Genomic DNA, 24,227 nt, shown 5'->3' on the forward strand with positions numbered 1-24,227 from the left:
CGCCGCAGGAGATGTCCACATCCATCGCGGTGAGCGGCTGTCGACGATCGCTTCCCTGCCGGGAAACCCTTTTGGGCTGGTGGCTCTTCCGGCCGCGGAGCGCGGCCCCAGCCCTCATCCGATACGTCGGCGCGGAGCTGCGGAATTCGACACGCGCTCAAGGATCACGGCGTGGGGATGCCCGCCGGGCGGGCCGGCCGGCCGAGGCGGACCGGGACGCCGGGGGAGTACAGGACGCTGACGGGGGCGGTGCTCGGGGCGGGCAGCCCGGCCGCCGTGACGAGGTTCTCCTCGCAGGTGATCAGCTCCGCACGGTACAGCGGCCATCGGGGGTGGTGGTTGGGCAGGTACGCCAGCGGCTCAGGCCCGCCGAAGAACGCGTTGTGCATGCCCCAGCGGGCGGTGAGGAAGTGCTCCAACCCGGTGGGCTCCTCGATGCGTTCACCGGTGCGTACGGTGATGCGGCTGGATGCGCCGCGCGGGCCGGGCCAGCGACGGGAACTGGTGTAGGTGACGGTGTCGCCGACCGCGCGGACGCTCATCCGGGACCACAGATACGGCAGCCGGAAGCCGACGCGCCCCATCACGACCGGGATCAGCCGTCCGGCGTCCATCGACCGGAACACGACGCCACGCCGCCCGTGCGCGTCCACGGAGTACAGGCGCACGTTGGTCTCGGGAAAGGTCCCGAGATACGGCACGCCGGGCAGCCGCAGCCAGCCGACGCGGTGCATCCGGAAGGCGACGAGCCCGACGTAGGTGACCCCGTCATGCGTGTCCGGGACGGTCCCTTTCGGCAACAGCCCCGCCACGGCGTCCGGTTCGACGGCCCAGTGGACGAAGGCGAGGTCGAGCCACTGCTGGGTGAGGAGGGGGGTGGGTATGAGGGTGGGAGCGTCGGGGCTGACGGGAGTGGGTTTCGGCACGTCGCCAGGATGGCAGAGGCCCGGTCCGCCGTACTTCTGCCGGTCATGTCGCGGCTTTGTGTCCTCCATGGCGGGCGGCGATACCGGCGAGGTACCCGCGCAGCATGAGCTTGGCTTCGTCGAGAAGGCCCGGGTCACCCTCGGGGTCACGGCGGAAGGCCTCCTGGGCGAGGGCGTCGGCGGCGAGGACCGCGGCGTGGCAGGCTCGGCCGAGCGTCTCGTCGTCGTGGGCGATGCCGACGGCCAGCAGGATGAGACGGACGCCTTCCGCCATCCGGCGTTTGTGCGCGCGGTCGGCGGCGCGGGTCTGCTCGGTGAGGCTGCTGCCGAACCACAGGGCCCGGAAGCCGTGTTCGGTGCGGTAGATGGCGGCGTAGGCGTCGATGAGCACGCCGACGGGGTCGTCCCACTGTTCGTCGGCCGCGGCGCGGACGAGATCGTCCATGGCCGTCTCGAGCCGGGCGAAATAGCCGGCCGCGAGGGCGTCGATGATCGCGTCGCGGTCGGGCAGGTACTGGTACAGAGAACCGACCGAGACCTTCGCCTCCGCAGCGATGCGCGTCGTGGTCAGTGCCTGCACGCCTTCGCCGACCAGGACACGTTCCGCGGCCTGAAGGACGCGGGCCAGGCGGGCTTTGCTGCGCGCCTGCTGCGGGGTGCGGCGTAGCGGAACGTGCCATGTGCCGCCGGGCTCCGGGGCCCTCGGGTCCCCCATGTGCGGCCTCCGAACATGAACGTGACTTTGTTTCAGGTTTACGTTACCGTCGCGTACATGACCGACTCAAGCTCGGTGCTGGGTCAGGAACGCGCCGCCGTGGCCGAAGCGTGCCGTCGACTGGGGGCGCAGGGCCTGCTCATCGGCACGGCAGGCAACGTCAGCATGCGGGTCGACGACCGTGTCGCGATCACCGCCACCGGCGCGGTGCTCGCCGACCTGACGGCCGACGAGGTGAGCGTGGTCGACCTCGACGGAAAGGTCGTGGCCGGGACGTTCGAGCCCACCTCGGAACTCGATCTGCACCTGGGCGTCTATCGCCGCTACGGCGCGGGCGCGGTCGTCCACACCCATGCCCCGATGGCGACGGCCCTGTCCTGCGTGCTCGACGAACTGCCCTGCATCCACTACCAGTTGCTGACCCTGGGCGGCTCGATACGCGTAGCCCCGTACGCCACCTTCGGCACCCCGGAGCTCGCCGAGTCCGTCCTGAGCGCACTTCAGGGCCGCAGTGCCGCGCTGATGGCGAGCCACGGCGCGCTCACCCACGCTCCGACGCTGGGCAAGGCGGTCGAGCACGCGCTGCTGCTGGAGTGGGCGTGCGGCGTCTACCAGCACGCGGCCGCCCTCGGAACGCCCCGCGTCCTCGACGAACACCAGCAACTCGCGGTGATCGAGGCCGCGCTCGCCCGGAACTACGGCACCACCCACCCCGTACCACCTGCGCAGGAGGGAAACCGATGAAGGTCGTCACGATGGGCGTGCATGTGCTGGACGTGCTGGTGCGGCCGGTGGAGGCGATACCCGAGGCCCAGGGCGCGACGCTGGTGGAGGACATCAGGATGACCGCCGCCGGGACGGCCGGCGGGACCGCACTGACCCTCGCCAAGCTGGGCGCGTCCGTGAGCAGCGCGGGGGCGATCGGTTCCGACCCCACCGGTGACATGCTGGTCCAACTGCTGGGCGCGGCCGGCATCGACACCCGCTTCCTCGTCCGCCGCACGGACACCCCCACCTCCGCGAGCGTCCTGCCCATCCGCCCCAACGGCGACCGGCCGTCCCTGCACCTGCTCGGCGCCAACATCACCTACGGTCCCGACGACGTGCCCTGGGAGGCGATCGCCGAAGCGACCCACCTCCACCTCGGCGGCCCCGAGTTGATCGGGGTCGAGGCGGCCACGCGCATCCTGTCGTACGCCAAGGAGCACGGCGTGGTCACCTCGGTGGACCTGCTCGCCCCCGGCGTGCTGGGAAGCTTCGAGCAGATCGCCTCTGCTCTGCCGTACGTCGACCACATGCTGCCCAACGAGGACCAGGTCCTCGGTTTCACCGGCGAGGAGGACCTGGTAGCGGGCGCGAACAAGCTCCTCGCTGCCGGAGCCGGCCTGGTCGCGGTCACTCGCGGCGGTGACGGCGCGCTGCTGGCAACTCCGCAGGGCACCGAGAAGGTGCCCGCCTTCGCGATCGACGTGGTGGACACCACCGGCTGCGGCGACGCGTTCTCGGCCGGCTTCGTGCGCGGCATGGGCCTGGGCCGCACCCCGTACGACTCCGCCGTCCTCGGCTGCACGGCGGCGGCGCTGGTGGCACAGGGCCTGGGCAGCGATCACGGAGACTTCGACCTGACTGACGCCGACGCCTTCGCCGCGACACACAAGCCCCGCTTGTGACGTGAGAGGCGGAGCCGACGCGCTCTGCGCAGGGTTACGGCCATGACCATGGCGCAGGGATGGTGGCTCGAGCTGGCCCCGGGGCAGGGCGCCGAGGAGGCGTCGCTGCTCATCCCGGGGTAGGCCGGCCGAGGTGGACGTTCGCCGCCACCGGTGGACCGACAACGAGCCCGAGCAGCCCTCGCAGACTACGGCGGCTTAAGCGGCGCCCCTGGGAGGCACCTGCATCGGCTGACGGTGCTCTGAATCACCAGCGTTCAGCCAGGGCGGCGGAGGCGTCCCACGAACGGCAGGTGCCCGGCAGGCGATGCGACGAGAAACGGCGGGGTCTGCCGGGCGCGCCCCCGGCAGACCCCGCCGAATGTCTCCGACGGTCAGGCGGCCAGCGTGGAAACACGGCCGCGGGCGGGCTGCGGTTCGAGGACGCGTTCGGCCAGGAAGCCGAACGCCAGCCCGAACGCCGCCCACAGCACGGCTTGGATACCGATCGAGGCCACGCGGAACTCCCAGAGGTCGTTCGCCGGGAAGCCCTTCGGAGTGTTGTCCCCGGTTGGCAGGACGACCATCGCGACCGCGATCGCCGCGACGTAGGCGACACCGGCGGTGATGGAGGCGTTCCAGTTGCCCCACGCCGGGGCGAGCCTGCGGCCGAGCAGGATGGCCGCTGCGCCGAGCAGCACGCTCAGCGCGATCATCCCGACGAACAGGACGGTCCGCTCGCTGATGGTGTCGGGGTTGCCGACGGCGGGCGGGTTCGCCGGGTACTTGAGGATCGGGACCAGGTAGACCAGGAGGAACCCGGCGAGCGCGGTCAGCCCGGCCGTCGCCCGGGCGCCGAACCGGCCGATCCGCCCGAGCGCGAAGCAGAACGCGAGCGCCGCGATGCCGCCGATGGCGACACCGAAGACGAGCACGCCCGTGGCCAGACCGGCCGTCGACTGCAGGGTACGGCTGACGAGTTCCTCGCCGCCGTGTTCATGGGAGTTGGCCGATTCGAACGCGATGGCCGCGTCGACGGGGCCCTCCCCGACCAGATAGGCGAAGACGAAGGCGACCACGCCGGCGGCGAGGCCGGCGAGCATGCCGCGCACCAGCAAGGTGCGTACGGTGACGGAGTTCATGGAAGCGGCTCCGTCAGTGGCAGGGGAAGCCGAGGAGGTGGCGGGCGTCGTGCACCCACTCGTGCACACCCTCACCGGAGACCACGGCCGTGGCGCCCTGCTCGGCGCCGACGAAGTACAGCAGGACCAGCATCAGAACGCCGAAGAAGACGGCCCAGGGGGCGATCGCCCGCAGCGGCAGCGGCGTGAGGGTCTGAGTGGTGGGAGTGGGGGCAGCAGTGGACTGCGCCATGGCGAGACCTCCTCGGGAACATCGCGTCCCGCGTCGTGTGGAGCACTCGACGACAGCGTTGGGTCTGACTCACCACCCTCGCCTGGCTGGCCGGGTGGCACACAGTGGCGCGACCGTGCCGGGCTTGCACCGGCTTCCGTGGCGCTGTCGTCCTTGTCGCCCCAGATGGTAGGGGCAATATGAACTTCGGCCAACATGGCGTACGCCACCTACGATGAACCGACCTCGTGGGAAGGGCCTTTCATGACCGTGCGACTCACGCTGCTGTGCTCGGCTGCGTCCACCGAGCGCGACGTGCGCTTCGGCGCGGACGCGCCCCTGGACGAGCGGGCACTGCGGGAGGCGCGGGCCGCCGCCGGAATGCTGCCGGTGGCCGGCGCCAGGTACACCGGGCCTTCGCAGCGGTGCAGGCAGACAGCACAGGCCCTGGGGTGGAACGCCGTTGTCGTGGAACCCGCGCTGCGGGACCTCGACATGGGCAGCTGGCAGGGCCGGACCCTCGACGAGGTCGCGGCCGGCGACGGTGCCGGGCTCGCCGTATGGATGTCGGATCCGGACGCGGCCCCGCACGGCGGCGAATCCGTGGCGGACGTGTGCCGTCGGATCGCCGCCTGGCTGGACGCGCTGCCGGCCGATGCGGGGCAGGTGCTGAGCGTGGTGGAACAGGCCGTGGCGCGTGCCGCGGTGGTGCATGCGCTGGGAGCACCCCAGCAGTCGTTCTGGCGGATCGACGTTCCGCCGTTGGCCGCCTTCCAGCTCACCGGCCGGGGTGGCCGCTGGAATCTACGGATGGTGCCGTATCCACTGCCCCGCACCAGCGGGGGAGGGCAAGCGAGTTGACGAGGTAGAGGGTCTGCTTGTCGCGACGTGGAGCGTCGTCTGTGACCGTGCGGGCCGACGCGACGACCGCGCCGGCCCGTACGACCGCGGTGTCACCGACTCAGCACTCGCCCCGCCAGACGACACGTGTGATGGTGAGCCCCGGCTCGGCGTTGGCCTTGTACCTGCCCGGCCCGGGGTTGTAGTGGAAGCAGTCGGTCGACGGCTGGCCGCCGAGGAATGACGTCACATCGACGTGGTCCGCCCCCGGGAAGGCGACCCCGTTGTTGAAGATGGAGCCGACGGCCAGGTTGCCGGACCAGTTGCCCTCGACGGCGAGGAGGAGCCGTCCGGTCTGGTTGGCGCCGCTGTAGGCGCAGAAGTTCCCCTTCGCGCAGCCGGGCGGGTTCGGCTCCGCGGATGCGGTCGGGGCGACCGCGAGGACGCCGAGGAAGGCCGCCGCGACGGTGCCGGTGCCCAGTGTGGCGAGTCGCTTTCCGGTCAGCATGGTGAGAACCCCTCCCGTAGTCAGCACTCGCCGCGCCATACGACCTTGGTGATGTGGACGCCGGCAGCCGCGTTCACCTTGTAGGCGCCGGGGCCGGGGTTGTAGTGCAGGCAGGCCGTTTCCCCGCCGCCCCCGGGCGACGTGTACGTCACGTCGACGTGGTCGGCGCCCGGAAAAGCAACCCCGTTGTTGAACACCGACCGGATGGCGACGTTGCCGGTCCAGTTTCCCTTGGTTTTCATGACGAGTTGCCCGGTCTGGTTCTCTCCGCTGTAGGCGCAGAAGTACTCCTTCGCGCAACCGGGCGGATTGGGTTCGGCCGAAGCACTCGGCGCGGTGGCCAACACGGCGGTGAAAGCCGCGGCCACCACCGCTCCGATAGCAGCACGTTTGTGCATGTCGTTCTTCCCCCTTGGCCGGTGGTGCAGGTCTTGGTCGCGTACCTCCCTCAGACTGCCCGTCACCGACGGCTCCTGCCAGGTGATTCGGCGTGCGCCGAAAGGTGCTGGTGACGGGTCGGATGGACGTGCACGCCGCCCATCGAGGCCATGTGGCGCGCGGTGACCGGGGGAATGCGGTGGCGAGTTGGCGTGAAAGGATATTTCGGGACCTGCTTATCCAAGCGACCATTTCATGCAGATACTTCGGCAATCGCATGACCGATTGTGAGAGTTCCCCGTGCTCCGTGTGCATTTCACGCACGAAGACCTGCTCAGAACGCGCGTCGCCGCCTCTCCCGACCCCTTGTGGGAGATCGTGCTCAGTGCGAATCTTCTGGCGACGCGTCAGGGTCGGGCCGTCTTCGGGGCCTGGCGCACGCAGGCACGGGCCCGGTTACGGCGACTGCCCCCTCAACAACTGCACTTGGTGAAAACACTGGCACCGCCCCGCGGCAACTTCCCCGATTTCCTCAATCCGGCGGAAGCCTCACAGGGGCTGCCAGAAGGTGTCCGGGCGATTATGTCGACGCCTCGCCGGCGGCTGGGCGAGGAGATGAACGTGCTCACGGCGGCGCCGTCGTGGCTGCGTCCCCTCGCGGACGGTGAGCCCGCGGCGTTGGAGAACCTCGGGCAGGCGCTCCACGGATACTTCCATGCGGCCCTGACGCCGTTCTGGTCCGCGGTGCGGGCGCAGATCGAGGCCGACCGGGCCGTACGCGCGCGGGAAATGCTGCGGGGCGGTGTCGACGCGCTGCTGTCGACACTGGGCCCTTCACTTCGCTGGCGTCCGCCGCTGCTGGAAGCGGAGTACCCACTCGATCGCGACCTGCGTCTCGAGGGCAGGGGACTGCTCCTGGTGCCCTCCGTCTTCTGCTGGCAGGCACCGATCACCCTGACCGACCCGCGCCTGCCGCCCGTGCTGGTCTATCCGGTCGCCCGGACACACCACTGGTGGCTGCCTCGGCAGGCGGCGGCCGGCACCCGGACGCTCGGCAGACTCATCGGCCACGGGCGGGCGGCCGTGCTCCAAGCCCTGGAGGACGGCTGCACGACGAGCGAGGTGGCCCGGCGCGCGGGGGTGACCCCGGCGACGGCCAGCGAACACGTCAAGGTCCTGCGGGAGGCAGGGTTGACCGCGTCGGTCCGCGACAGGAACACCGTGCTGCATGTTCCCACTCCGTTGGGGTTCAGCCTGCTGACGGCGAACCGGTCCCGGGAGGCGCCGACGGAGGGAAGCCCGTGCTGTGACAGGGAGGGCACCTGCTGCGGTACCGCGCCGGGGAACCCGGATGGTCACCGCACTCGCCGGGTGCCGGTTCGGGGGAGCCGATGATGTACACAGGTGCACGGCGTGGGCCGAGCCGATGAAAAGGCGTTCATGATGGGGCACTGTCCGGGGCGCGGGGGCGCCCAACCGTCCTACGACGGCCAGCACCTCTGCGCGGCCGTTGTCGACCGACTCACGTTCCACGGCGCCATCACCAGGCCGGCACCGAGTCCTGCCGTCTCGCCCACACCGAGGCCCAAGCCGAACAAGCGGAAACCGGCTGACCAGCCGTCACGCATGGGCCATAACCCATTGACCCCAGTGTCCGCCACGCGCACCCGCCGCATCACAGCCGACGGCGTCCCGGATCAGGACCGGCCGCTCCCTGCCCCCATTGCCGTCCCGCCAGGTCCGCCCGTCGATGGCGGAGGTACTCGCGGGGTGGACGGGGTGTCGTCGTCCAAGTCGCCGCGCAGGGCGGCGAGGGCGAAAGCCACCGTGGATGCCAGGATGAGCAGCGCGAGCGGCCCCCAGATCGCCGGGATCGCCCATATCGGCCAGTCGTTGGCCGCCTGTGCCCAGAGCGTCAGGATGGCTGTGGCACCCATGCCGACGCCGTGCCACCGCACCACGGTCGCTGCTTTCGCGTGACGCCGCTTGCCCCGCGCCAAGAGTGGCCACAGTCCTCCGACCAAGGCGGTCAGGCCGAACGAGATACAGGCGAGCGCGCCGCCGAGGCGGTCCTCGGGCCAGCCCACGGGCCCGGACGACGTCTGCTGCCGCCGTCCGTCGGCGTCCCGGACCTCGACGACCTGCCCGTGCCAGATCAGGCCCACGACCTTGTCGCCCGGCTCCATCTCCGACACCACCGGATCCGTCTGCGGGAACGTCACTTCCCACGGCTTGCCGGTTGGCAGCAGCAACTCAGCCTCTGGTGACTTGTTCCTCTTTCCGCGGTGCGTTTCGGCCGTCTGAACGGTGAATTCCTGCTCCCACAGACAGCCCGACGCCTTCACCGGGACGGTGGCACACGCCGGCGCGGCACGGAATTCCCGCTCCCGCTCCAGCGCACCGCGGACCTCGAAGGCTGACGCCACCCCCATGACGAGAGCGACGCCGGCGATCATCAGCCACGCGACGCTCCGTATCACCCTGTGCCCAGCCGAGCTCACCGTGCCTCCCCACCATTCCCACGCGTCCCCCGCCCGTACATTTGAACACGGGCCAGGTGGCTGCCCATTTCCGGGCGTGCCCGACGACCTGCCGTACGTGTGGCCGGCATCGGACCGTGAGCACGGCAAGCGCCCACCGGTCGATGAACCGCGCCGTCCTGCCCGGGTTCGGGCGGGCATCGCGGACACTGGGCAGCAGGGAAGGGAGGCCGACCGTGCTGACCGTAGTCCGTGAACAGCTGGGCCAGGCCCTGTTCCGCCGCGTCGCCGGCCCCGACGGACCGGCGACACGTGCCCGCATCCACCACACCCCCGGCCCGCGCTGGTTCGGACCGGACCGCCCGATCCGCACCGTCCACGGTGACGCCTCGATGTTCATCGGCGGGCTCGGCGCACTGCTGCTGCAGTCCCTGCATCCGCTCGCCATGGCGGCGGTGGCCGGACACTCCGGTTACCGCGGCGACCCGTGGGGCCGACTGCAGCGGACCAGCACCTTCCTGGCCGTGACGACCTTCGGCACCGCCGCGGACGCCCAGCGGGCGGTCGACCACGTCCGCGGCATCCACGAACGGATCCGCGGGACGACCGCCGAGGGCGTGCCGTACCACGCGGCCGATCCGCACCTGCTCGGCTGGGTGCACGCCGCCGAGACGGACAGCTTCCTGCGCGCCCACGAACGCTACGGAGCCCGCCCGCTGGACGCGGCCGGCTACGACGCCTACGTCGCCGACACCGCCCGCGTCGCCGAGGCGTTGGGGGTGAGCGACCCACCGCGCGACCGCCGCGAGCTGTCCGAGCGCCTGACCGCCTACCGACCTGAGCTGAGGGCCACAGCCGAGGCGCGGGCAGCCGCCCGCTTCCTGCTGTTCCAGCCACCCCTGCCGCTTGCGGTACGGCCCTTCTACGGCGGGCTGGCCGCGAACGCCGTCGCGCTGCTCCCGCCCTGGGCCCGAGGCATGCTGTGGCTGCCCCGGCTGCGGGTCGTCGAGGACCTTGCCGTACGCCCCACCGGACAGGCCCTGACCCGGACCATCCGCTGGGCCATGACCCCGCCGCGCCAGTCCCGTCCCACATGAGCGCCCGGAACCGCCGGCTCTTCAGGTTGAGGTCGCCCTCGCCTCTCCCGGCGCCGGGTAGAACTGGCGGGCCCAGTGGCGGAACAAGCCGATGGCCTCGTCGCTCGCGGCGAGGCGGGGTCGTGGCTCATAGCGTTTGGTGTTCCAGATCCTCAGGTCCTGATGGACCTTGCCGACCGCGGTGCGCAGCATCGCGTGGGCGAAGGCCCGGTGCAGGCCACGCCGTGGGAGCGACGCTTCAGTGGCGTCCTGCTTGCGGATGTCTGCACAGGCCGTCGCGACCAGCATGTGGGTACTTCGGGGCCCGGTCGGTGTGTGCATGACCCACAGGTAGCTGACGAGTCCGAGCGAGGGCAGCGGGAGCTCGACGCGGAGATGTCCAAGGCCGGCCAGGAGAAACGTATGGTCGGCCTGGATCTTCTGTCTGAGGGCGGGAGGCCGGTCCAGCCCGAGGCGCAGACGCATGCGCAGGAGCGGGCCTTGGGGCGTCGGCGGGTCGAGTTCCTGCACGGAGACGTGGTGCAGGACCGGGAGATGCCGGTAGTCGAGGGTGTTCTCGATGATCTCCTGGGCGTGGGTGTGCACTTCCGTGCTCCAGGAGGCTGTCGGAACGACTCCGGCCTGGGCGGTGCCAGGGACTTCCCAGGTGGGTGGAGCGCCATCCGGCTCGTGCCAGGCGAAGAGGAAGCCGTTGCGCTCAATGACGGTGTGGTGCTGCAGGCGGGCGCGCGGAGGCGGGCCGTCGGGCGTGCCGACGCACGTGCCGTCGGGGGCGAAGGCGAAGCGATGGAAGGGGCATACCAGGTTCTGGCCCTCCACGGTGCCGCCCGCCCCCAGATGAGCGCCCAGGTGCGGGCAGTAGGGATGCACGGCGCGGGGCCGGCCGTCGCGCGTGCGGTAGAGGACGATGTCCTCGTCCATGAAACGGCGGGTCAGGACGTTGCCGGGGGCCAGTTCGCGTGACCGCGCCAGGCAGAACCAGCCACTGGGGTACGGCAGATGCCGCCCCGGCTCGTCGACGTCGGCGTGGGGACTACGAGACCGGGGAAATTCGTCCCTCATCGTCATGGGCGGCAGCCAAACACAGGAAAACGCCCGGCATTCAGCCCACCCAGCAAGATCCCCCTTACGGGGTACCTGCCGTCCATATCGTCACAGGTCCTCTCGGGCATCACTACGATCGGTCGCTCTGAGTAATCAGTCAGGGGCGGTTCGGCATCAGTGGCGGGGCGCTCACAAGGCAGGCAGGGGGCGCCGGTGGCCGACGACAGCATCGACAACCATCGTCATGAAGCGGAAGTCGTCGTCATCGGGGCCGGCCTCTCCGGCGTGGCCGCAGTGATCGCGCTGCGCCGGGCCGGTTTCGAGGACATCGTCGTCCTGGAGAAGTCCGGTCGCCTCGGCGGGACTTGGCGCGACAACACCTATCCCGGGTGCGGCTGCGACGTACCGTCGGTGCTCTACGAATACTCCTTCGCGCCCCACTCGTGGAGCAGGGGCTTCGCCGACCGGTCCGAGATTCTGGACTACCTCGACACCACGGCGGTGACGCACGGCGCGCACAAGGCGATCCGCTACGACACCGAGGTGCTGAGCGTCCGCTGGCAGCCGGATGCGCACCGCTGGAGCCTGCAGACCACGTCGGGCACGTACATCGCCCGCGCCGTGATCGTCGCCACCGGCCCCTGGCAGCGGCCCCGCCATCCCGACATCCCCGGCCTCGACAGCTTCTCGGGCACCGCCTTCCACTCCGCGCGTTGGAACCACGAAGTCGACCTGACCGGACGGCGCGTGACAGTGGTGGGCACCGGCGCGTCGACCGTCCAGTTCCTGCCCGAGATCCAGCCGAAGGCGGCTCATGTCGACGTCTTCCAGAGCACGCCGCAGTGGGTACTGCCGAAACCCGACTACCCCCTCCCTCCGGGACTCCACCGCTTTTTCGAACACCACCCCGCGGCACGTCGCGCACTACGCGGCCTGCACCACTGGACCCAGGAAGCCATCGGCGTACCCCTGCGTCACCCCCACCTGCTGCGGCCCTTGGAGGCCCTGGCCCGCTTCCATCTGCGTACCTCGGTCCGGGACCGCGCCCTGCGCCGGGCCCTTACGCCGGACTACCGCTTCGGCGGCCGCCGCCTGATCACCTCCGGCACCTACTACGCCGCCCTCACCCGGCCCAACGTGCGGCTGCATCCCACCCGCGTGACCGCCGTGGAGGGCTCCGACGTCATCGGCGCCGACGGCACCCGCACCCGCGCCGACATCATCGTCCTCGCGACCGGATACCACATCGGCGACATCCCGCTGGCCCCCCATCTGCACGGCACCGACAGCACACTGGCCCAGACCTGGGCCGGCAACCGCCGTGCCTACCTGGGCACCAGCGTCAGCGGATACCCCAACCTCTTCCTGCTCATCGGCCCGAATCTGCTCACCGGCACCACCGCCGTCCCTACCGTCCTCGAAGCCCAACTCCGCTACATCACCGCCGCGCTCAACCACCTGCGCACCAGCGGGGCGTCCGCACTGGATGTCAAGCCCGAGGCCGAAACAGCCCACCAGCAGGCCCTGCACGAGGCGCTGCGCCACACCGTCTACAACGCCGCCGGCGGCACCGGCTACTACTTCGGCCTCCCCGGCATCAACACCTTCTGCTGGCCCTGGTCGACCGCCAGGCTCGTCAAGCGCCTGCACGCCTTCGACCCGGAGGCCTACACCTGGTCGCTGCCGCTGCCGGCCCAGGCTGGGGCCGAGCGGGATGGTCTGTGGGCCCGGCCCTCGGGCCGACTCCAGTAGGGGTGGTGGGGTGGAACTTGCGGACCCAGCGACGCCGGGCGTTGAGGGGGCCGTCGCCCACGGCCGGGCGGGGCCGTTCTTGGTGCCTTCCAGCGGGGCGTAACGCGGAGGGCTGAATGATGTGCACGAGATCCGCGAGACCAGTTTCGCTGTAGGTCAGGGCCGCGCCCCCGTCACGTGGCCGACGGCCGTGGCTGTTCCGGCGGGACCGACCCCTCGGCGATCGCCATCCACTGGTCCAGGTCGGCCTGCGTGAACTCTGGCCACGGTGGAATCTCAGGAAGTCGACGGAGAAGATCGAACGCCTCGGCGATCTGCGGCCCGCGAATCACCGGCGTGTGGCAGCCGGCGATGACCTCGGCATCCAGCCGCTGGAAGTCGTCCACCACCGCCCGGAACTTCTGGCCATCCAACAATGCGACCCAGGGCGAGACCAAACGCCCGCCAAAGAACTGGCCGTCGCGAAATTCATCCGCGGACAGCCCGCTGGTTTCGGGCATGGGATCAGGCACGTTCGTCGCGAAGGTGTCCACCGCCCACAGGACATTGCTCTGCGGGTCAAAGAGGGCGCGGGTCGTGGGGTTGTCGTACAAAGGCGGCCGCTTGGCAACCAGCGTTCGGTCACCCACATCGATCGTATCGCCGTCGATCATGAAGCGGCACCGGTTGATCGGCGTCTCCCATTCCTCGGCCATGCGCCCGATCGAAAACCATGTCGTCAGCAGTGTCGCGTTCGGACATGCAGCGAGCACCGCCAAGAGGTTGCCGGCGTGATCACGGTCGTCGTGCGTGAGGAAGATCCACCGCACGTCCAACGGATCCACCACGGACCATGCAGCCTCCAGCCACTGAGAACGGACCGCTGGCGCCCCGGTGTCCACCAGCACCGGTTCGGCTCCTCGGATCACCATCGAATTCATCGGGAAGTGTCCGACCGGCGGGGCTTCAAGGGCCCACGGGATGACGAATGTCTCCTCGGCGATCTTGTACGGCTGTAGGAGATCGAAACTTTGCATGGTTGCCATCGCTGCTCTCCCTAGAACGGAACTCGCCCGCAGCGCCCATAACTCCAGTCCAGCCCCGCGGCAGGCCCACGTCAAGTGCAGGCCGGTACGTCGGCGCAGCCGCGATGTACCGCAAACGCGACGACCCCAGTCAGGCGCACATCTGCTCATGGCCGCGGGCTCTCAAAGTTCCGTCCGGCGGATCATGTGACTACCAAGCTGCGACGACGGACGCGTACTACGCGCGTCCCGCGATGATGGCCCTGGCCGGAGACGTGGCCGGCCGCCGGATCCTGGACGCCGGCTGCGGGCCGACCCGGCCGCCCGTTTCCCCGACGGCTTCCATGACCTCTCGATGCCCAAGCAGCGCTGCGCCCCCTTGCCGGAGCGCCAGGGCTACGACGTCGAGGTCATCGCCGGCCACATCCGCGACGGCATCGCCGAAGTCCTCGCCGAGACGGACATCAGCCCTGAGCGCCGTGGTCGTCCTCTTCGGCTGCCGCTGCGGCGCCCTGGGCTGCCTGGACGCGTACGCGGGCGCCGAGGCGCTCCTGGACCGCTGGCGTGAGGAGGGCGGACGACCGCCGGAGGGCACCGACGAGGCAAGGCGCGCCGGGGCCCCTCCGCGGCGTGGCCGTCATAGACCCCGGACGTCGGGGGGAAGAGCTCGACCGGCTCCTGGAGACGGGTGCGTGCGGGATCCGCCTCAACCTGATCAGCGGCCCGGTGCCCCCGCTGGAAGATCGGCTCTGGCAGCGACTGGTGCACGAACTCGCCGCCCTTGGACTCCACTTGGAAGTCCAGGCACAGCAACGCCAGTGGGAGGAGCTGGAACCCTGGCTGCTCGGGTGGCCCGGCGCGGTGGTTGTCGATCATCGGGGGCTGCCGGCGGCCTTGTCTCTGTCCTACCCCGGATCCGCTGCGCTCTCCCGCCTGCTGGCCGGACAGCACGTGTGGGCGAAGGCGGCCGTGCCTTGTCGTTCGGCGCCGCAGGCGGCCACTGCGATGGTGCGTAGCCTGCTGAGCGCCGGAGGCGATGAGCGGATGCTGTGAGGGAGCGACCGGCCGTGGACCCGGCATGAGCAAATGGCCGTGTCTACAGCACCCCGACCTGGCTCACGGCGGAACTCAGCCCCACCGAAGCCCTGCGGATACTGTGCGCCAACCCAGCGCGACTGTTTGCTTGGACGCCCTCTCGTCGCGCGGGCCGACCGACGACGTACAGGGCCGCACTCAGGCACGGCTGAGCAGGGTGGGGCCGCCTTCCACGGCCAGGGCCGGCGAACGGTGACGGCCGAGCTGACGTTTCCAAGGGCGTTGTGCGAGCGTGAAGGTGCGGGCAGCGTGGCTTGGCTCGGGTTCAGGACCCAAGGAACTCGAGTGCCCTTGCCACGAATTCATCGTGGTACTGGAAGATCCCCGCGTGTCCGGCATCCGGGTAGAGGGGCACGAGTTCGCTCCGGGGCAGGCGGGCGGCCAGGTCGAGTGTGTTGTGGCTGGGCACCATGCGGTCGTTCTCGCCGTTTGCCACGAGCACCGGTTGGCGAATCTCCGACAGGTCCGACGGCGCCTGGCGGCCCCATTGCTTGATGGCCTTCAGCTGGGCTCGGAACGCCGGCAACGAGATGTCCTTGTCGCGGTGGTGCGTGCGCTCCTTCAGCCGTTCCAGGAAGGCCCGTCCCGCCCGCCGACCGCCCTCGGTTTCGGTGAAGAAGAGGGAGAGCTTGGGATCCTGGCGGGTCAGGGCGCCCTTGAGCGTGGCCTGGAGGGTGAGCGCCGGGACCTTGTCGATGCCGGGGCCACCGGCGGGTCCTGTGCCCGCCAGGATGACCTTGCGGATGAGGTGAGGTTCTTGTTCCGCGATGACCTGTGCGATGAAGCCGCCCATCGACAGGCCGAGCAGGTCGACCTGGTCGAACCCGAGGGCTCGGATGAACAGCACCGCGTCGCGGGCCATCGCCTCGATCGTGTCCGGCGTGGAGCCGCTCGATCCGCCCACCCCGCGGTTGTCGAAGGCGATGACCCGACGTCGTGCGGCGAGTCCGTCGACGACGCGCGGGTCCCAGTTGTCAAGGACCCCGGCCAGGTGAATCAGGAGGATCAGCGGCACGCCGTCCTCAGGGCCGAGTTCCCGGTAGGCGAAGTCCTCGCCGCGGACGGACACGGAGCGGGTCGGCGCGTTCTGGTACGACGACGGCGAGGAGGACGGTGAATTCCGCGGTGTGTTCATGTCCAGGTCCTTCTGTAGCGAGTTTCAGGGCACTTCTCGTTGCCGCGGGTGGTGCTGTGCCGGCGCCCGCGGAGCGCCTTGACCGGTCGGTGCTCCCTCACGCCATCTTGAGGACGACCTTGCCTGCCTTCGCGCGCCCTGTTTCGAGGTACTCCAGCGCTTCTGGGGCCGACTCGAGCGAGAACACGGTGTCGACGACGGGCCGGATCCTGCCGGCCTCGATGAGCGGAGTGAGCTCGCGCAGCTGGTCCCCGCTGGCCTTCATGAACAGGAACGAGTACGTCACGTTCCGCCGCCGGGCGCGTCGCCGGATCCGGGAACTCAGCGCGGACATCACCAGCCGGATGACCGGATTCACTTCCAGTTCCCTGCCGAAAGCGGCATCAGGAGGGCCCGAGACACTGATGACCTGTCCGCCGGGCTTGAGCACGTCCAGGGACTTCAGAAGCGTCTCGCCGCCGAGCGAGTCCAGGACGACGTCATAGTCGTGCAGCACCGTCTCGAACGCCTGCTTCTTGTAGTCGACGACAACGTCCGCGCCGAGCCGCTTCACCAGGTCGACGTTGGCCGTGCTCGTGGTCGTCGCCACGTGGGCACCCAAGTGCTTCGCCAGCTGGATGGCGATGGTGCGCAGGCCGCCGGAGCCCGCGTGGACGAGGACTCTCTGGCCCGGCTGGATGTTCGCCCGTTCGACCAGCGCCTGCCACGAGGTCAGGGCGACCAGGGGAAGGGATGCCGCCTCCTCCATGGTCAGCGTGGCCGGCTTGATCGCTACGTCGTCCTGGTGCACCGCGATGAGTTCGGCGAACGTGCCGATCCGGTCCTTGTCGGGCCGCGCGAAGACCTCGTCGCCCACCGCGAAGCGCGTGACGGCCGCGCCTACTTCGACCACGATTCCGGCGAGGTCGTTGCCCAGGACGACCGGAGGTCGGTACGGCAGGATCGCCTTCAGCTCCCCGTCCCGGATCATGCGGTCGAGCGGGTTGACGCTCGCGGCATGGATCCGGACCAGCACGTCGTCCGCGCCCACCTCCGGGTCCGGCACCTCACCGGCCCGCACGCCGGCCTTGTCGCCGTAGCGCTCTACCGTGAAGGCCCTCATCGTCGTCTCCGTATCTCGTCCGCAAGTGGACGGCGGTGATGTGCATCGCGGGATTCCTGGGCATCCAGGGTTTCCCTGGGTGTCGGCCGGACGCCGCAACCTTTGAGATTATGATCGTAATGTTATGGGCCGGGTCGGTGGACCGCAAGGGGGTGCGGGTGTGTCACGTCGCGGGTCTGGAGTGCCCGTGTTCCACGCCCAGCAGGGCGAAGGCGTTGTGGATGCCCTGTTCGAGCAGTTCGTCGGCAAGCTGCCGGTCGGTGAGGGCTCGGGAGAGCTGGAGTGTCCCGGCCATCATGGCGTAGGCGCCGAGCGCCTTGGTGCGGACCGAGAGGGGATCGTCGGGTGCCAGGCGGGCGGCGATGCCATCGATGACCATCAGTACGCCGTCGGTGTAAGCCTGCTTGGTCGGGTCTGTGCAGCGCCGGATTTCGTCGAGCAGGGCGGCGGAGGGGCAGCCGTCGTCGGAGCTGTCGCGATGCTGGGCGGACAGGTACCAGCGCACGATCTGCTCAAGTCCTGCGCGGCCGGGTGCCGCCTGCGCGACGATGCTCGCGTTCTGTGCCTGCAGTTGGTCGGCGACCGCGGTGGCCACGAGGTCGTCTTTCGACGTGAAATGGGTGTAGAAGGCGCCGTTGGTCAGTCCCGCGTCCGTCATGAGGGTTGAGATGCCCGAGCCGTCGATGCCGTCCCGCTTGAACCGGCGTCCGGCCGCCTCGATGATCCGCTGCCGGGTCGCCTGCTTGTGCTCTTTCCCGTAGCGCACCGCGCGCTCCTTTGCTCGTCGGAGGGGTTGTTGCTTGCGCTTTCTTGGCGCCCTCGCCATTGTATTTCGATCGTACTTCAATGAGCTCGCGGCGCCAGTGGCTGCCCGTTCGACGGTGAGGTGCCGTGCCGGGTGGCGCTGCGTCCCCTCGCTCGGGGGGTGTTCGTTGCGCGTCGCGGAGTGTGGTCGGCTCCGAGGGCTTCGGCTGTGAGGGCTTGCTTGCGCACCCTCGCCCCCGTGCATAGTATTATGAATGTAATTCAATCTCCCCCCGCCGGTGCCGCCCCAGCACTCGGCGAGGTGGATTCCGGGGCAATCAGAGTGAATCGGCAGGCGTGGGTCGGCATCCGCCGCAGCGTGACCTGGTCGACAGCGTCGGCGCGGTGCATCGGGCGCCGGCGAAGAAAACGAAGGCTCCGTCCCGCCGTCCGGCACGTCTGCGGTGTGCTGCGCGAGCAGACCCGCGAGATGTCACGCGCACCCGTCAAGAGGAAAAGGACATCATGAGCACTTATCTGGCAGACAAGGCCGAGGACCTCATCGTCGAGGGCCCCTCCGCGCGGTTCACCTACCGGCGGATGGGTCCGCAGGGCGGTGTCCCGCTGGTCCTGCTGAACCGCTTCCGCGGCACCATCGACTGGTGGGACCCGGAGTTCCTGGACTACCTGGCCGCCGACCACGACGTGATCGTGTTCGACAACGTCGGCGTCGGCTACACCGACGGCGAGCCGCGTGACTCCCTCGAGGGATTCGCCCAGGGAGCCATCGAGTTCATCGACGCACTCGGCCTCTCGCAGGCCGACCTGCTCGGCTGGTCCCTGGGTGGCATTGTGGCCCAGCGGGTGGCCGTGCGGCGCCCCGAGCTGGTGCGCAAGGTCGTCGTGGCGGGCAGCGGCCCGGCCGGCTGGGTGCCCGACGCTCCGCCCTTCAGCGAGAAGGTCCTGGGCATCATGGCCAAGCCCGATGCCGACCTGGAGGACATGCTCTACCTGTTCTACCCCGAGACGGAGACGGCCCGCGCCGCCGGGCGCGAGCACTTCGACCACGTCGCGACCCGGCTCGCCGCCGGCGGTCCTGCGGTCTCCGAGGTGGCGGCCCAGGGCATGCTCACCGCGGCGGCCACCCTTCTGGCGGCGCCCTTCGACGAGGTGGTGGCGGAGCTGGAGGCGATCAAGCAGCCCGTCCTCTACGCCAACGGCCTGCACGACGTGATGATCCCCGCCCACAACTCCTATGTCGCGGTCCAGCACCTCGACAACGCCACTCTCGTGCTCTACACCGGTGCCGGCCACGCGTTCCTGTTCCAGTACGCCAAGGCCTTCACCAGGCAGGTGGCCGACTTCCTCGCCGCCTGACCGCACTGGCCCCGCCACCGCCACCGCCCCCGCAGCGCGGGGCGGCAGTGGGGCCGACGCATCGTGCCGACGCCGCCTCACGGATTGTGTGAGGCGGCGCTCGCGCGATGGGCGAACGTCACCGCCACGGGACCTGGTGGCCGACTCCGTGTCCCCGCCGGGACCTCGCGGAGATGTCCGACGCGCAACCTGGCTGGCCTGTTCGGCCCGCGTGCGCAATGAGCGCCGAGCCGTCGACGTGGTCTCCCGAACCGGCGGCCCGGCCATGTCGGTGCTCCGCCGTATCGTCGCCGACGGCATAGCACGGGGGAGCGCGCCAACGGGCCCGCCCCCATCGCCCGTGGCGTGCGCGACGGTCGGCTTCCGCCATGGCCTTCCTCCTTCGCCCTCCGATACGTCGCTGTCCTGAGGGCGCCGGATTCCTCTGGGATCTCGACGCCTCGAGGCGGGTCGCCCACGCACCCTTCGCTCACGTTTGGTGCCGTCATCGACGGCTGACTCGTCTTGGGTCGTCCGCGGTCGTGTCGGCAGGTGTCGGCGTGTCCCGGTGCGCCGAACCTTCACGACCGCTCGATGTCCGGGCACACCGTGCCCGACCTGTCGCGCCAGGCCTCGGTGCGAGCACCTCCTCCGCGACCTGAAGAGTCGACTCCGGCGAAGACGTCATCTCTGGAACTCGCAGGCTTGCGGTCTAATAGAATTACGGTCATACTTCAATGGTGGACGTGATGCTGAGAGGCTCGACCGCTCAGGGTTCCGATGTCCGCGGCCTTTGACCGTCGCCCCCCGCAGACTGCAGCCGCAGCCGGGAGACGCCAGGGAAACACCCCCCATGCCGAAGGGCACGACCGTGAATGACTCCCAGGAAGTACGAGGCGACGTCGTGACGTCGTACAAGAACGCACCGACCCGCACCATCACCGCCGGCGGGGTGACCTTCGCCTACCGCGAGCTCGGTCCCCGGTCCGGCATCCCGGTGGTCTTCCTCACCCACCTCGCTGCGGTTCTCGACAACTGGGACCCTCGGGTCGTCGACGGCATCGCCGCCAAGCGTCATGTCGTCACCTTCGACAACAGGGGTGTCGGTGCTTCCAGCGGTTCGACGCCGCGCGCCATCGAAGCGATGGCGAAGGACGCCGTCACGTTCATCCGGGCGCTCGGGCTCGAGTACGTCGATCTCCACGGCTTCTCGATGGGCGGCATGATCGCCCAGGTGATCGCGCAGACCGATCCGGACCTCGTCCGCAAGCTGATCCTCACGGGTACCGGTCCGGCGGGGGGCGAGGGCATCAAGGACGTGACCCGGCTGTCCCATCTCGACACCGTTCGGGGGCTGCTCACCCTTCAGGACCCGAAGCAGTTCCTCTTCTTCACCCGTACCGCCAATGGGCGTCGGGCCGGGAAGGAGTTCCTGGCCCGCCTGAAGGAGCGCACCCAGGGCAGGGACAAGGCGATCTCTCTCACGTCGTACGGCGCTCAGCTCAAGGCCATTCGCCGTTGGGGGCTGGAGCGGCCCCATGACCTCTCGGTCATCCACCAGCCGGTGCTCGTCGCGAACGGCGAGAGCGACAGGATGGTTCCGACCCAGAACTCGGTCGACCTGGCGCGGCGAGTGCCGAACGGCGAGTTGGTCCTCTACCCCGACGCCGGCCATGGCGGCATCTTCCAGTTCCACGGGCAGTTCGTGGAGACGGCTCTCGAGTTCCTCGAGCGGTAAAAGGCGTGCGGTGCGGTCGTAGTCTGGGCCGAGGGTGGTGCCTCAGGGCCGTGGCGCCCTTTGGGTGAGCGGCTCGAGGCACCCGTTCACTGACGCGACCTCGCCTTCCGCCTCACCCCATGAATGCGAGAGCGTTCTCGATCCCCAGCTCAAGGACGTCATCGGCGCGCTTCTGGTCGGACAGGGCGCGGGACAGCTGCAACGTCCCCACCAGCATGGTGAAGAGCCCGATGGCCTTGGCCTGAGCGGACCGCGGGTCCTCGGGTGTCAGGCGGGCGGAGATCTCCTCCAGGATGGCCCGCGCGCCGTCGCTGTAGGCCTGCCTGGTCCCGTCCTCGCAGCGGCCGATCTCGTCGAGAAGGGCGGCGGAGGGGCATCCGAGGCCGGGGTGGTCCCGGTGCTCGGGGGACAGGTACTCGCGAATGAGGTCCTCGAGTCCCGGGCGGCCGGGTCGCAGGGTGCCGTACCTCGCGACCTGCGTGTGCAGTTCCTCGGTCACGACATGGGCGACGAGGTCGTCCTTGGACGCGAAGTGGGCGTAGAAGGCTCCGTTGGTGAGCCCCGCGTCCGCCATCAGTGTGGAGATGCCCGAGCCGTCGATGCCGTCCTGCTTGAACCGGTGGCCGGCCTTCTCGATGATGCGTCGCCGCGTCACCTGCTTGTGCTCCTTGGCGTAGCGCACCACGAGCTTCCTCCGTTCGCTCCGTAAGGCCCATGCTTCGCACTCAAGGGTAATCCATGGCCTGACGCGCGTAATATCATGACCGGCGTGCCCATGACCGGCGTGCCCATGACCGGCGTGCCCATGTCCGGCGTGCTCACGACCGGATGCGGGCACCGGGTCCGAGCCGGGCGGTGACTTCCGCGGCAGTAAGGGTGGAGTGCTCCGCGGAACACTCGACGATGACGCGGACCGGGGCGTCGCAGTCGGTGTGACGGATGTCCAGTACGGGCCCCTCGGGGCCGAGGGCGTACGCCTCGCCCCACTGGCTCAGCGCCATCAGGACAGGCCACAGATCCCAGCCCTTGCGGGTCAGGCGGTACTCGTTGCGGGAGCGGCTGCCCGGCTCCTGGTAGGGGACCGTCTTCAGGATGCCGGCCGCGATCAACTTCCGGAGGCGGTCGCTGAGGACGGCTTCCGACAGGCCGATGTGGCGGTGGAAGTCGTCGAAGCGGCGGACTCCGTTGACGGCGTCACGCAGGATCAGCAACGTCCATTTCTCTCCGACCACGTCGAGCGTGCGCTGGACGGGGCAGTTCTCCGTGCTCGCCTCAAGCCACTCCATCCCGCCATCGTAAGGGCCTGGCTTCGTCATTGACAGTCAGGTGAGCGGGAAGCTAGCTTCATTTTCAAAAGTCAGATGGAAGGTGCCCGGTCGTGGGACGAACGCGTACGTATCAATGGGAAGATCCCGCGATCCTGGCGGAAGCCGCCGGACGCATGGCCGGCATCGACTTCCTGCGTGAGTTGCAGGCGGGGCGACTGCCGGGGCCGCCCATCAACTACTCCATCGACTTCACTCTGAGCGAGGTGGAGCCCGGCAGGGCGGTCTTCTCCCTGACACCGGGTGAGGAGCACTACAACCCGATCGGCAGCGTGCACGGCGGCATCTTCGCCACCTTGCTCGACTCGGCGGCGGGTTGTGCCGTCCAGTCCACCCTCCCACAAGGTGTGGGGTACACGTCACTTGACCTGACCGTGAAGTTTCTGCGGCGGATCACCGTGGACACGGGCACGGTGCGCGCCATCGGTACGGTCGTCAACAAGGGCCGTCAAACCGCCCTCGCTCAGGCGCAGTTGGTCGACGCGAAAGACCGTCTGCTCGCCCACGCCACCAGCAGCTGCATGCTCTTCCCGGTGCCTCCCTCGCAGAGGTGAGCTTCGGCGGCGACCGGTATCGGTCTGGGCCGTGATGCCGGACTCCCTCGATCTCGGCGCAGAACGCCGGAGTGCGAGGTGAAACGACTGCGGCGCACGTCGGTGGCAGCCCGATGACTCCTCGGGTCGCCGGCCGCCGTGCGCCGCAGTCGTGCCCAGGCGCCCGAAGGAGATGATTCCGTCGGGCGCCGTGCTCTTCGTCAGGCGGCGTGGGTGGGGTAGTCGGTGTAGCCGGCCGAGCCGCCGCCGTAGAAGGTGGCGGGGTCGGGGGTGTTCAGGGGGGCGCCGGAGCGTACGCGCTCGACGAGGTCGGGATTGGCGAGGGCCATGGTGCCGACGGTGACGACGTCGGCCAGACCGTCTTCGACGTCCTTGGCGCGGGTGGCGATGTCGGCACCGGCGCGGTTGAGGATCAGCGTGGTCGGCCACAACTTGCGGAGGGTGGAGAGGAGTTCCTCGTCGCCGCCGTGGCCGATGTGCAGGTAGGCGAGGTTGAGGGGGGCGAGGGCGCGCAGGAGGTGCGGGTACAGCTCGTGCGGGTCGCTCTCCGCGAGGTCGTTGAGCTTGAAGGGGTTGCCGGGAGAGATCCGGATGCCGGTGCGGCCGGCGCCGATCTCGTCGGCCACGGCCGTGGCGACCTCCACCGCGAAGCGGATGCGGTTGTCGAGGGAGCCCCCGTACTGGTCGGTGCGCTGGTTGGCGCTGGGGAAGAGGAACTGGTTGACCAGGTAGCCGTTGGCCCCGTGGATCTCGACGCCGTCGGCGCCGGCCGCGATGGCGGCCGCGGCGGCGCGCCGGAAGTCGTCGACCGTCGCGGCGACCTCCTCGGTGGACAGCTCGCGCGGCTCCGGCATCTCCTGGAGCCCGGACGGGGTGAACGTCTGGCCGGCCGGCTTGATCGCGGAGGGTGCCACCGGCTGCCGGTGGTGGGGGGTGTTGTCCGGGTGGGAGATGCGCCCGGTGTGCATCAGCTGGATGACGATGCGTCCGTCGGCCTTGTGTACGGCGTCGGTGACCTTGCGCCAGCCGGCGATGTGATCCTCGGTGTAGATACCCGGGGTCACCGGGTAGCCCTGGCCGTCGGCGGAGGGCTGGGTGCCCTCGGTGATGATGAGAGCGTGCGAGGCGCGCTGGGCGTAGTACTCGGCGTTCAGCTCGGTCGGCACGCCGTCCGGGGTGGCCCTGCTGCGGGTCATTGGGGCCATGGCCAGCCGGTGCGGCAGGGAGATCTCTCCGACGACGGTCGGGTTCCACAAGGCGTTGAGCATGGGGGATTCCTCAGGTGATGGGTGGTGGTTCCAAAAGGGGCGGGGGCGGACACCGCGTGGACGTGGACACCGGGCCCTTCTGCTTCCGGGTCCGAAGACGCACCCGCCCTGCGCCCGTCGGCCGAGTCGGAGTCGACATCGGCCTATCAAATTACGGTCGTAAT

26 protein-coding genes and 1 riboswitch are annotated in these 24,227 nt (G+C 69.6%); of the genes, 11 read left to right on the forward strand and 15 right to left on the reverse strand.

Annotation, left to right across the window (positions count from 1 at the left end; all coding sequences use genetic code 11):
- Nucleotides 1-164: 164 nt before the first annotated feature.
- Nucleotides 165-926, reverse strand: coding sequence for a YqjF family protein (locus PBV52_RS50070; RefSeq protein WP_274248969.1), 762 nt, complete (start codon nt 924-926; stop codon nt 165-167).
- A 43-nt stretch (nt 927-969) separates the two neighbouring features.
- On the reverse strand, nt 970-1,641 hold the full coding sequence (locus tag PBV52_RS50075) for a TetR/AcrR family transcriptional regulator (RefSeq protein WP_274248970.1): 672 nt from the start codon (nt 1,639-1,641) through the stop codon (nt 970-972).
- Nucleotides 1,642-1,698: 57 nt separating this feature from the next.
- On the opposite strand from PBV52_RS50075, the gene PBV52_RS50080 reads away from it, so the two are divergent.
- Both PBV52_RS50080 and PBV52_RS50085 read left to right on the forward strand, forming a co-directional pair.
- Nucleotides 1,699-2,385: a class II aldolase/adducin family protein gene (locus tag PBV52_RS50080; RefSeq protein WP_274248972.1), complete on the forward strand. Its 687-nt coding sequence runs from the start codon at nt 1,699-1,701 to the stop codon at nt 2,383-2,385.
- The gene (locus PBV52_RS50085; RefSeq protein ID WP_274248974.1) at nt 2,382-3,311 is read left to right on the forward strand and encodes a carbohydrate kinase family protein; all 930 of its coding nucleotides are present in this window, start codon (nt 2,382-2,384) and stop codon (nt 3,309-3,311) included. Before PBV52_RS50080 ends, PBV52_RS50085 begins: the two co-directional genes overlap by 4 nt.
- Before the next feature lie 374 nt (nt 3,312-3,685).
- Here PBV52_RS50085 and PBV52_RS50090 read toward each other — a convergent pair whose 3' ends face one another.
- Together PBV52_RS50090 and PBV52_RS50095 are read right to left on the reverse strand one after the other, a co-directional pair.
- Nucleotides 3,686-4,432, reverse strand: a complete 747-nt coding sequence (locus PBV52_RS50090; RefSeq protein ID WP_274248976.1) for a CbtA family protein — start codon at nt 4,430-4,432, stop codon at nt 3,686-3,688.
- 13 nt (nt 4,433-4,445) lie between these two features.
- Complete coding sequence (locus PBV52_RS50095) at nt 4,446-4,664, reverse strand: CbtB-domain containing protein (RefSeq protein WP_046916555.1); 219 nt, start codon at nt 4,662-4,664, stop codon at nt 4,446-4,448.
- 57 nt (nt 4,665-4,721) lie between these two features.
- Nucleotides 4,722-4,848: riboswitch (cobalamin riboswitch) on the reverse strand.
- 59 nt (nt 4,849-4,907) lie between these two features.
- Between PBV52_RS50095 and PBV52_RS50100 the strand changes: the two genes are divergently transcribed.
- Nucleotides 4,908-5,504 (forward strand): histidine phosphatase family protein, encoded by a 597-nt coding sequence (locus tag PBV52_RS50100; RefSeq protein WP_274248980.1) that lies wholly within the window; start codon nt 4,908-4,910, stop codon nt 5,502-5,504.
- 100 nt (nt 5,505-5,604) lie between these two features.
- Here PBV52_RS50100 and PBV52_RS50105 read toward each other — a convergent pair whose 3' ends face one another.
- Nucleotides 5,605-5,991 (reverse strand): peptidase inhibitor family I36 protein, encoded by a 387-nt coding sequence (locus PBV52_RS50105; protein ID WP_274248982.1) that lies wholly within the window; start codon nt 5,989-5,991, stop codon nt 5,605-5,607.
- A gap of 20 nt (nt 5,992-6,011) precedes the next feature.
- Nucleotides 6,012-6,455: a peptidase inhibitor family I36 protein gene (locus PBV52_RS50110; protein WP_373921994.1), complete on the reverse strand. Its 444-nt coding sequence runs from the start codon at nt 6,453-6,455 to the stop codon at nt 6,012-6,014.
- Nucleotides 6,456-6,951: 496 nt separating this feature from the next.
- On the opposite strand from PBV52_RS50110, the gene PBV52_RS50115 reads away from it, so the two are divergent.
- Complete coding sequence (locus PBV52_RS50115) at nt 6,952-7,764, forward strand: winged helix-turn-helix domain-containing protein (RefSeq protein WP_274248984.1); 813 nt, start codon at nt 6,952-6,954, stop codon at nt 7,762-7,764.
- 302 nt (nt 7,765-8,066) lie between these two features.
- Here PBV52_RS50115 and PBV52_RS50120 read toward each other — a convergent pair whose 3' ends face one another.
- Entirely contained in the window at nt 8,067-8,825 is a 759-nt protein-coding gene (locus PBV52_RS50120) for a hypothetical protein (RefSeq protein WP_274248986.1), read from the reverse strand.
- Nucleotides 8,826-9,085: 260 nt separating this feature from the next.
- Between PBV52_RS50120 and PBV52_RS50125 the strand changes: the two genes are divergently transcribed.
- A complete protein-coding gene (locus PBV52_RS50125) occupies nt 9,086-9,946 on the forward strand; it encodes an oxygenase MpaB family protein (RefSeq protein ID WP_274248988.1) in 861 nt (286 codons plus the stop codon).
- A 21-nt stretch (nt 9,947-9,967) separates the two neighbouring features.
- On the opposite strand, the gene PBV52_RS50130 is transcribed toward PBV52_RS50125, so the two are convergent.
- Nucleotides 9,968-11,014 carry a Rieske 2Fe-2S domain-containing protein gene (locus PBV52_RS50130; RefSeq protein ID WP_274248990.1) on the reverse strand — a complete coding sequence of 349 codons (1,047 nt, stop codon included), beginning with the start codon at nt 11,012-11,014 and terminating at the stop codon, nt 9,968-9,970.
- A 189-nt stretch (nt 11,015-11,203) separates the two neighbouring features.
- Here PBV52_RS50130 and PBV52_RS50135 point away from each other — a divergent pair, with 189 nt between their 5' ends.
- Nucleotides 11,204-12,742 (forward strand): NAD(P)/FAD-dependent oxidoreductase, encoded by a 1,539-nt coding sequence (locus PBV52_RS50135; RefSeq protein WP_274248992.1) that lies wholly within the window; start codon nt 11,204-11,206, stop codon nt 12,740-12,742.
- A gap of 173 nt (nt 12,743-12,915) precedes the next feature.
- On the opposite strand, the gene PBV52_RS50140 is transcribed toward PBV52_RS50135, so the two are convergent.
- A complete protein-coding gene (locus PBV52_RS50140) occupies nt 12,916-13,767 on the reverse strand; it encodes an MBL fold metallo-hydrolase (RefSeq protein ID WP_274248994.1) in 852 nt (283 codons plus the stop codon).
- Nucleotides 13,768-14,101: 334 nt separating this feature from the next.
- Here PBV52_RS50140 and PBV52_RS50145 point away from each other — a divergent pair, with 334 nt between their 5' ends.
- A complete protein-coding gene (locus PBV52_RS50145) occupies nt 14,102-14,314 on the forward strand; it encodes a hypothetical protein (protein ID WP_373921995.1) in 213 nt (70 codons plus the stop codon).
- On the forward strand, nt 14,311-14,799 hold the full coding sequence (locus PBV52_RS50150; protein WP_274248996.1) for an amidohydrolase: 489 nt from the start codon (nt 14,311-14,313) through the stop codon (nt 14,797-14,799). The genes PBV52_RS50145 and PBV52_RS50150 overlap by 4 nt, the downstream gene beginning before the upstream one ends.
- Nucleotides 14,800-15,106: 307 nt before the next feature.
- Here PBV52_RS50150 and PBV52_RS50155 read toward each other — a convergent pair whose 3' ends face one another.
- From PBV52_RS50155 to PBV52_RS50165, 3 genes are all read right to left on the reverse strand, one after another.
- Complete coding sequence (locus PBV52_RS50155; RefSeq protein WP_274248998.1) at nt 15,107-15,976, reverse strand: alpha/beta fold hydrolase; 870 nt, start codon at nt 15,974-15,976, stop codon at nt 15,107-15,109.
- A 97-nt stretch (nt 15,977-16,073) separates the two neighbouring features.
- Nucleotides 16,074-17,078 (reverse strand): NADP-dependent oxidoreductase, encoded by a 1,005-nt coding sequence (locus tag PBV52_RS50160; RefSeq protein ID WP_274249000.1) that lies wholly within the window; start codon nt 17,076-17,078, stop codon nt 16,074-16,076.
- Between the two features lie 163 nt (nt 17,079-17,241).
- Nucleotides 17,242-17,844, reverse strand: coding sequence for a TetR/AcrR family transcriptional regulator (locus tag PBV52_RS50165; protein WP_274249002.1), 603 nt, complete (start codon nt 17,842-17,844; stop codon nt 17,242-17,244).
- 503 nt (nt 17,845-18,347) lie between these two features.
- Between PBV52_RS50165 and PBV52_RS50170 the strand changes: the two genes are divergently transcribed.
- Together PBV52_RS50170 and PBV52_RS50175 are read left to right on the forward strand one after the other, a co-directional pair.
- Complete coding sequence (locus tag PBV52_RS50170; RefSeq protein WP_274249003.1) at nt 18,348-19,199, forward strand: alpha/beta fold hydrolase; 852 nt, start codon at nt 18,348-18,350, stop codon at nt 19,197-19,199.
- An 832-nt stretch (nt 19,200-20,031) separates the two neighbouring features.
- Nucleotides 20,032-20,916 (forward strand): alpha/beta fold hydrolase, encoded by an 885-nt coding sequence (locus tag PBV52_RS50175; protein WP_274249005.1) that lies wholly within the window; start codon nt 20,032-20,034, stop codon nt 20,914-20,916.
- A 112-nt stretch (nt 20,917-21,028) separates the two neighbouring features.
- On the opposite strand, the gene PBV52_RS50180 is transcribed toward PBV52_RS50175, so the two are convergent.
- Nucleotides 21,029-21,601, reverse strand: coding sequence for a TetR/AcrR family transcriptional regulator (locus tag PBV52_RS50180; RefSeq protein WP_274249007.1), 573 nt, complete (start codon nt 21,599-21,601; stop codon nt 21,029-21,031).
- Nucleotides 21,602-21,734: 133 nt separating this feature from the next.
- Nucleotides 21,735-22,202, reverse strand: coding sequence for a helix-turn-helix domain-containing protein (locus PBV52_RS50185; RefSeq protein WP_274249009.1), 468 nt, complete (start codon nt 22,200-22,202; stop codon nt 21,735-21,737).
- 92 nt (nt 22,203-22,294) lie between these two features.
- Here PBV52_RS50185 and PBV52_RS50190 point away from each other — a divergent pair, with 92 nt between their 5' ends.
- Nucleotides 22,295-22,795 (forward strand): PaaI family thioesterase, encoded by a 501-nt coding sequence (locus PBV52_RS50190; RefSeq protein WP_274249011.1) that lies wholly within the window; start codon nt 22,295-22,297, stop codon nt 22,793-22,795.
- Nucleotides 22,796-22,995: 200 nt separating this feature from the next.
- Here PBV52_RS50190 and PBV52_RS50195 read toward each other — a convergent pair whose 3' ends face one another.
- Nucleotides 22,996-24,063 carry an alkene reductase gene (locus PBV52_RS50195; RefSeq protein WP_274249012.1) on the reverse strand — a complete coding sequence of 356 codons (1,068 nt, stop codon included), beginning with the start codon at nt 24,061-24,063 and terminating at the stop codon, nt 22,996-22,998.
- Nucleotides 24,064-24,227: the final 164 nt, after the last annotated feature.

The organism is Streptomyces sp. T12 (genome assembly GCF_028736035.1).
Lineage (GTDB): Bacteria > Actinomycetota > Actinomycetes > Streptomycetales > Streptomycetaceae > Streptomyces.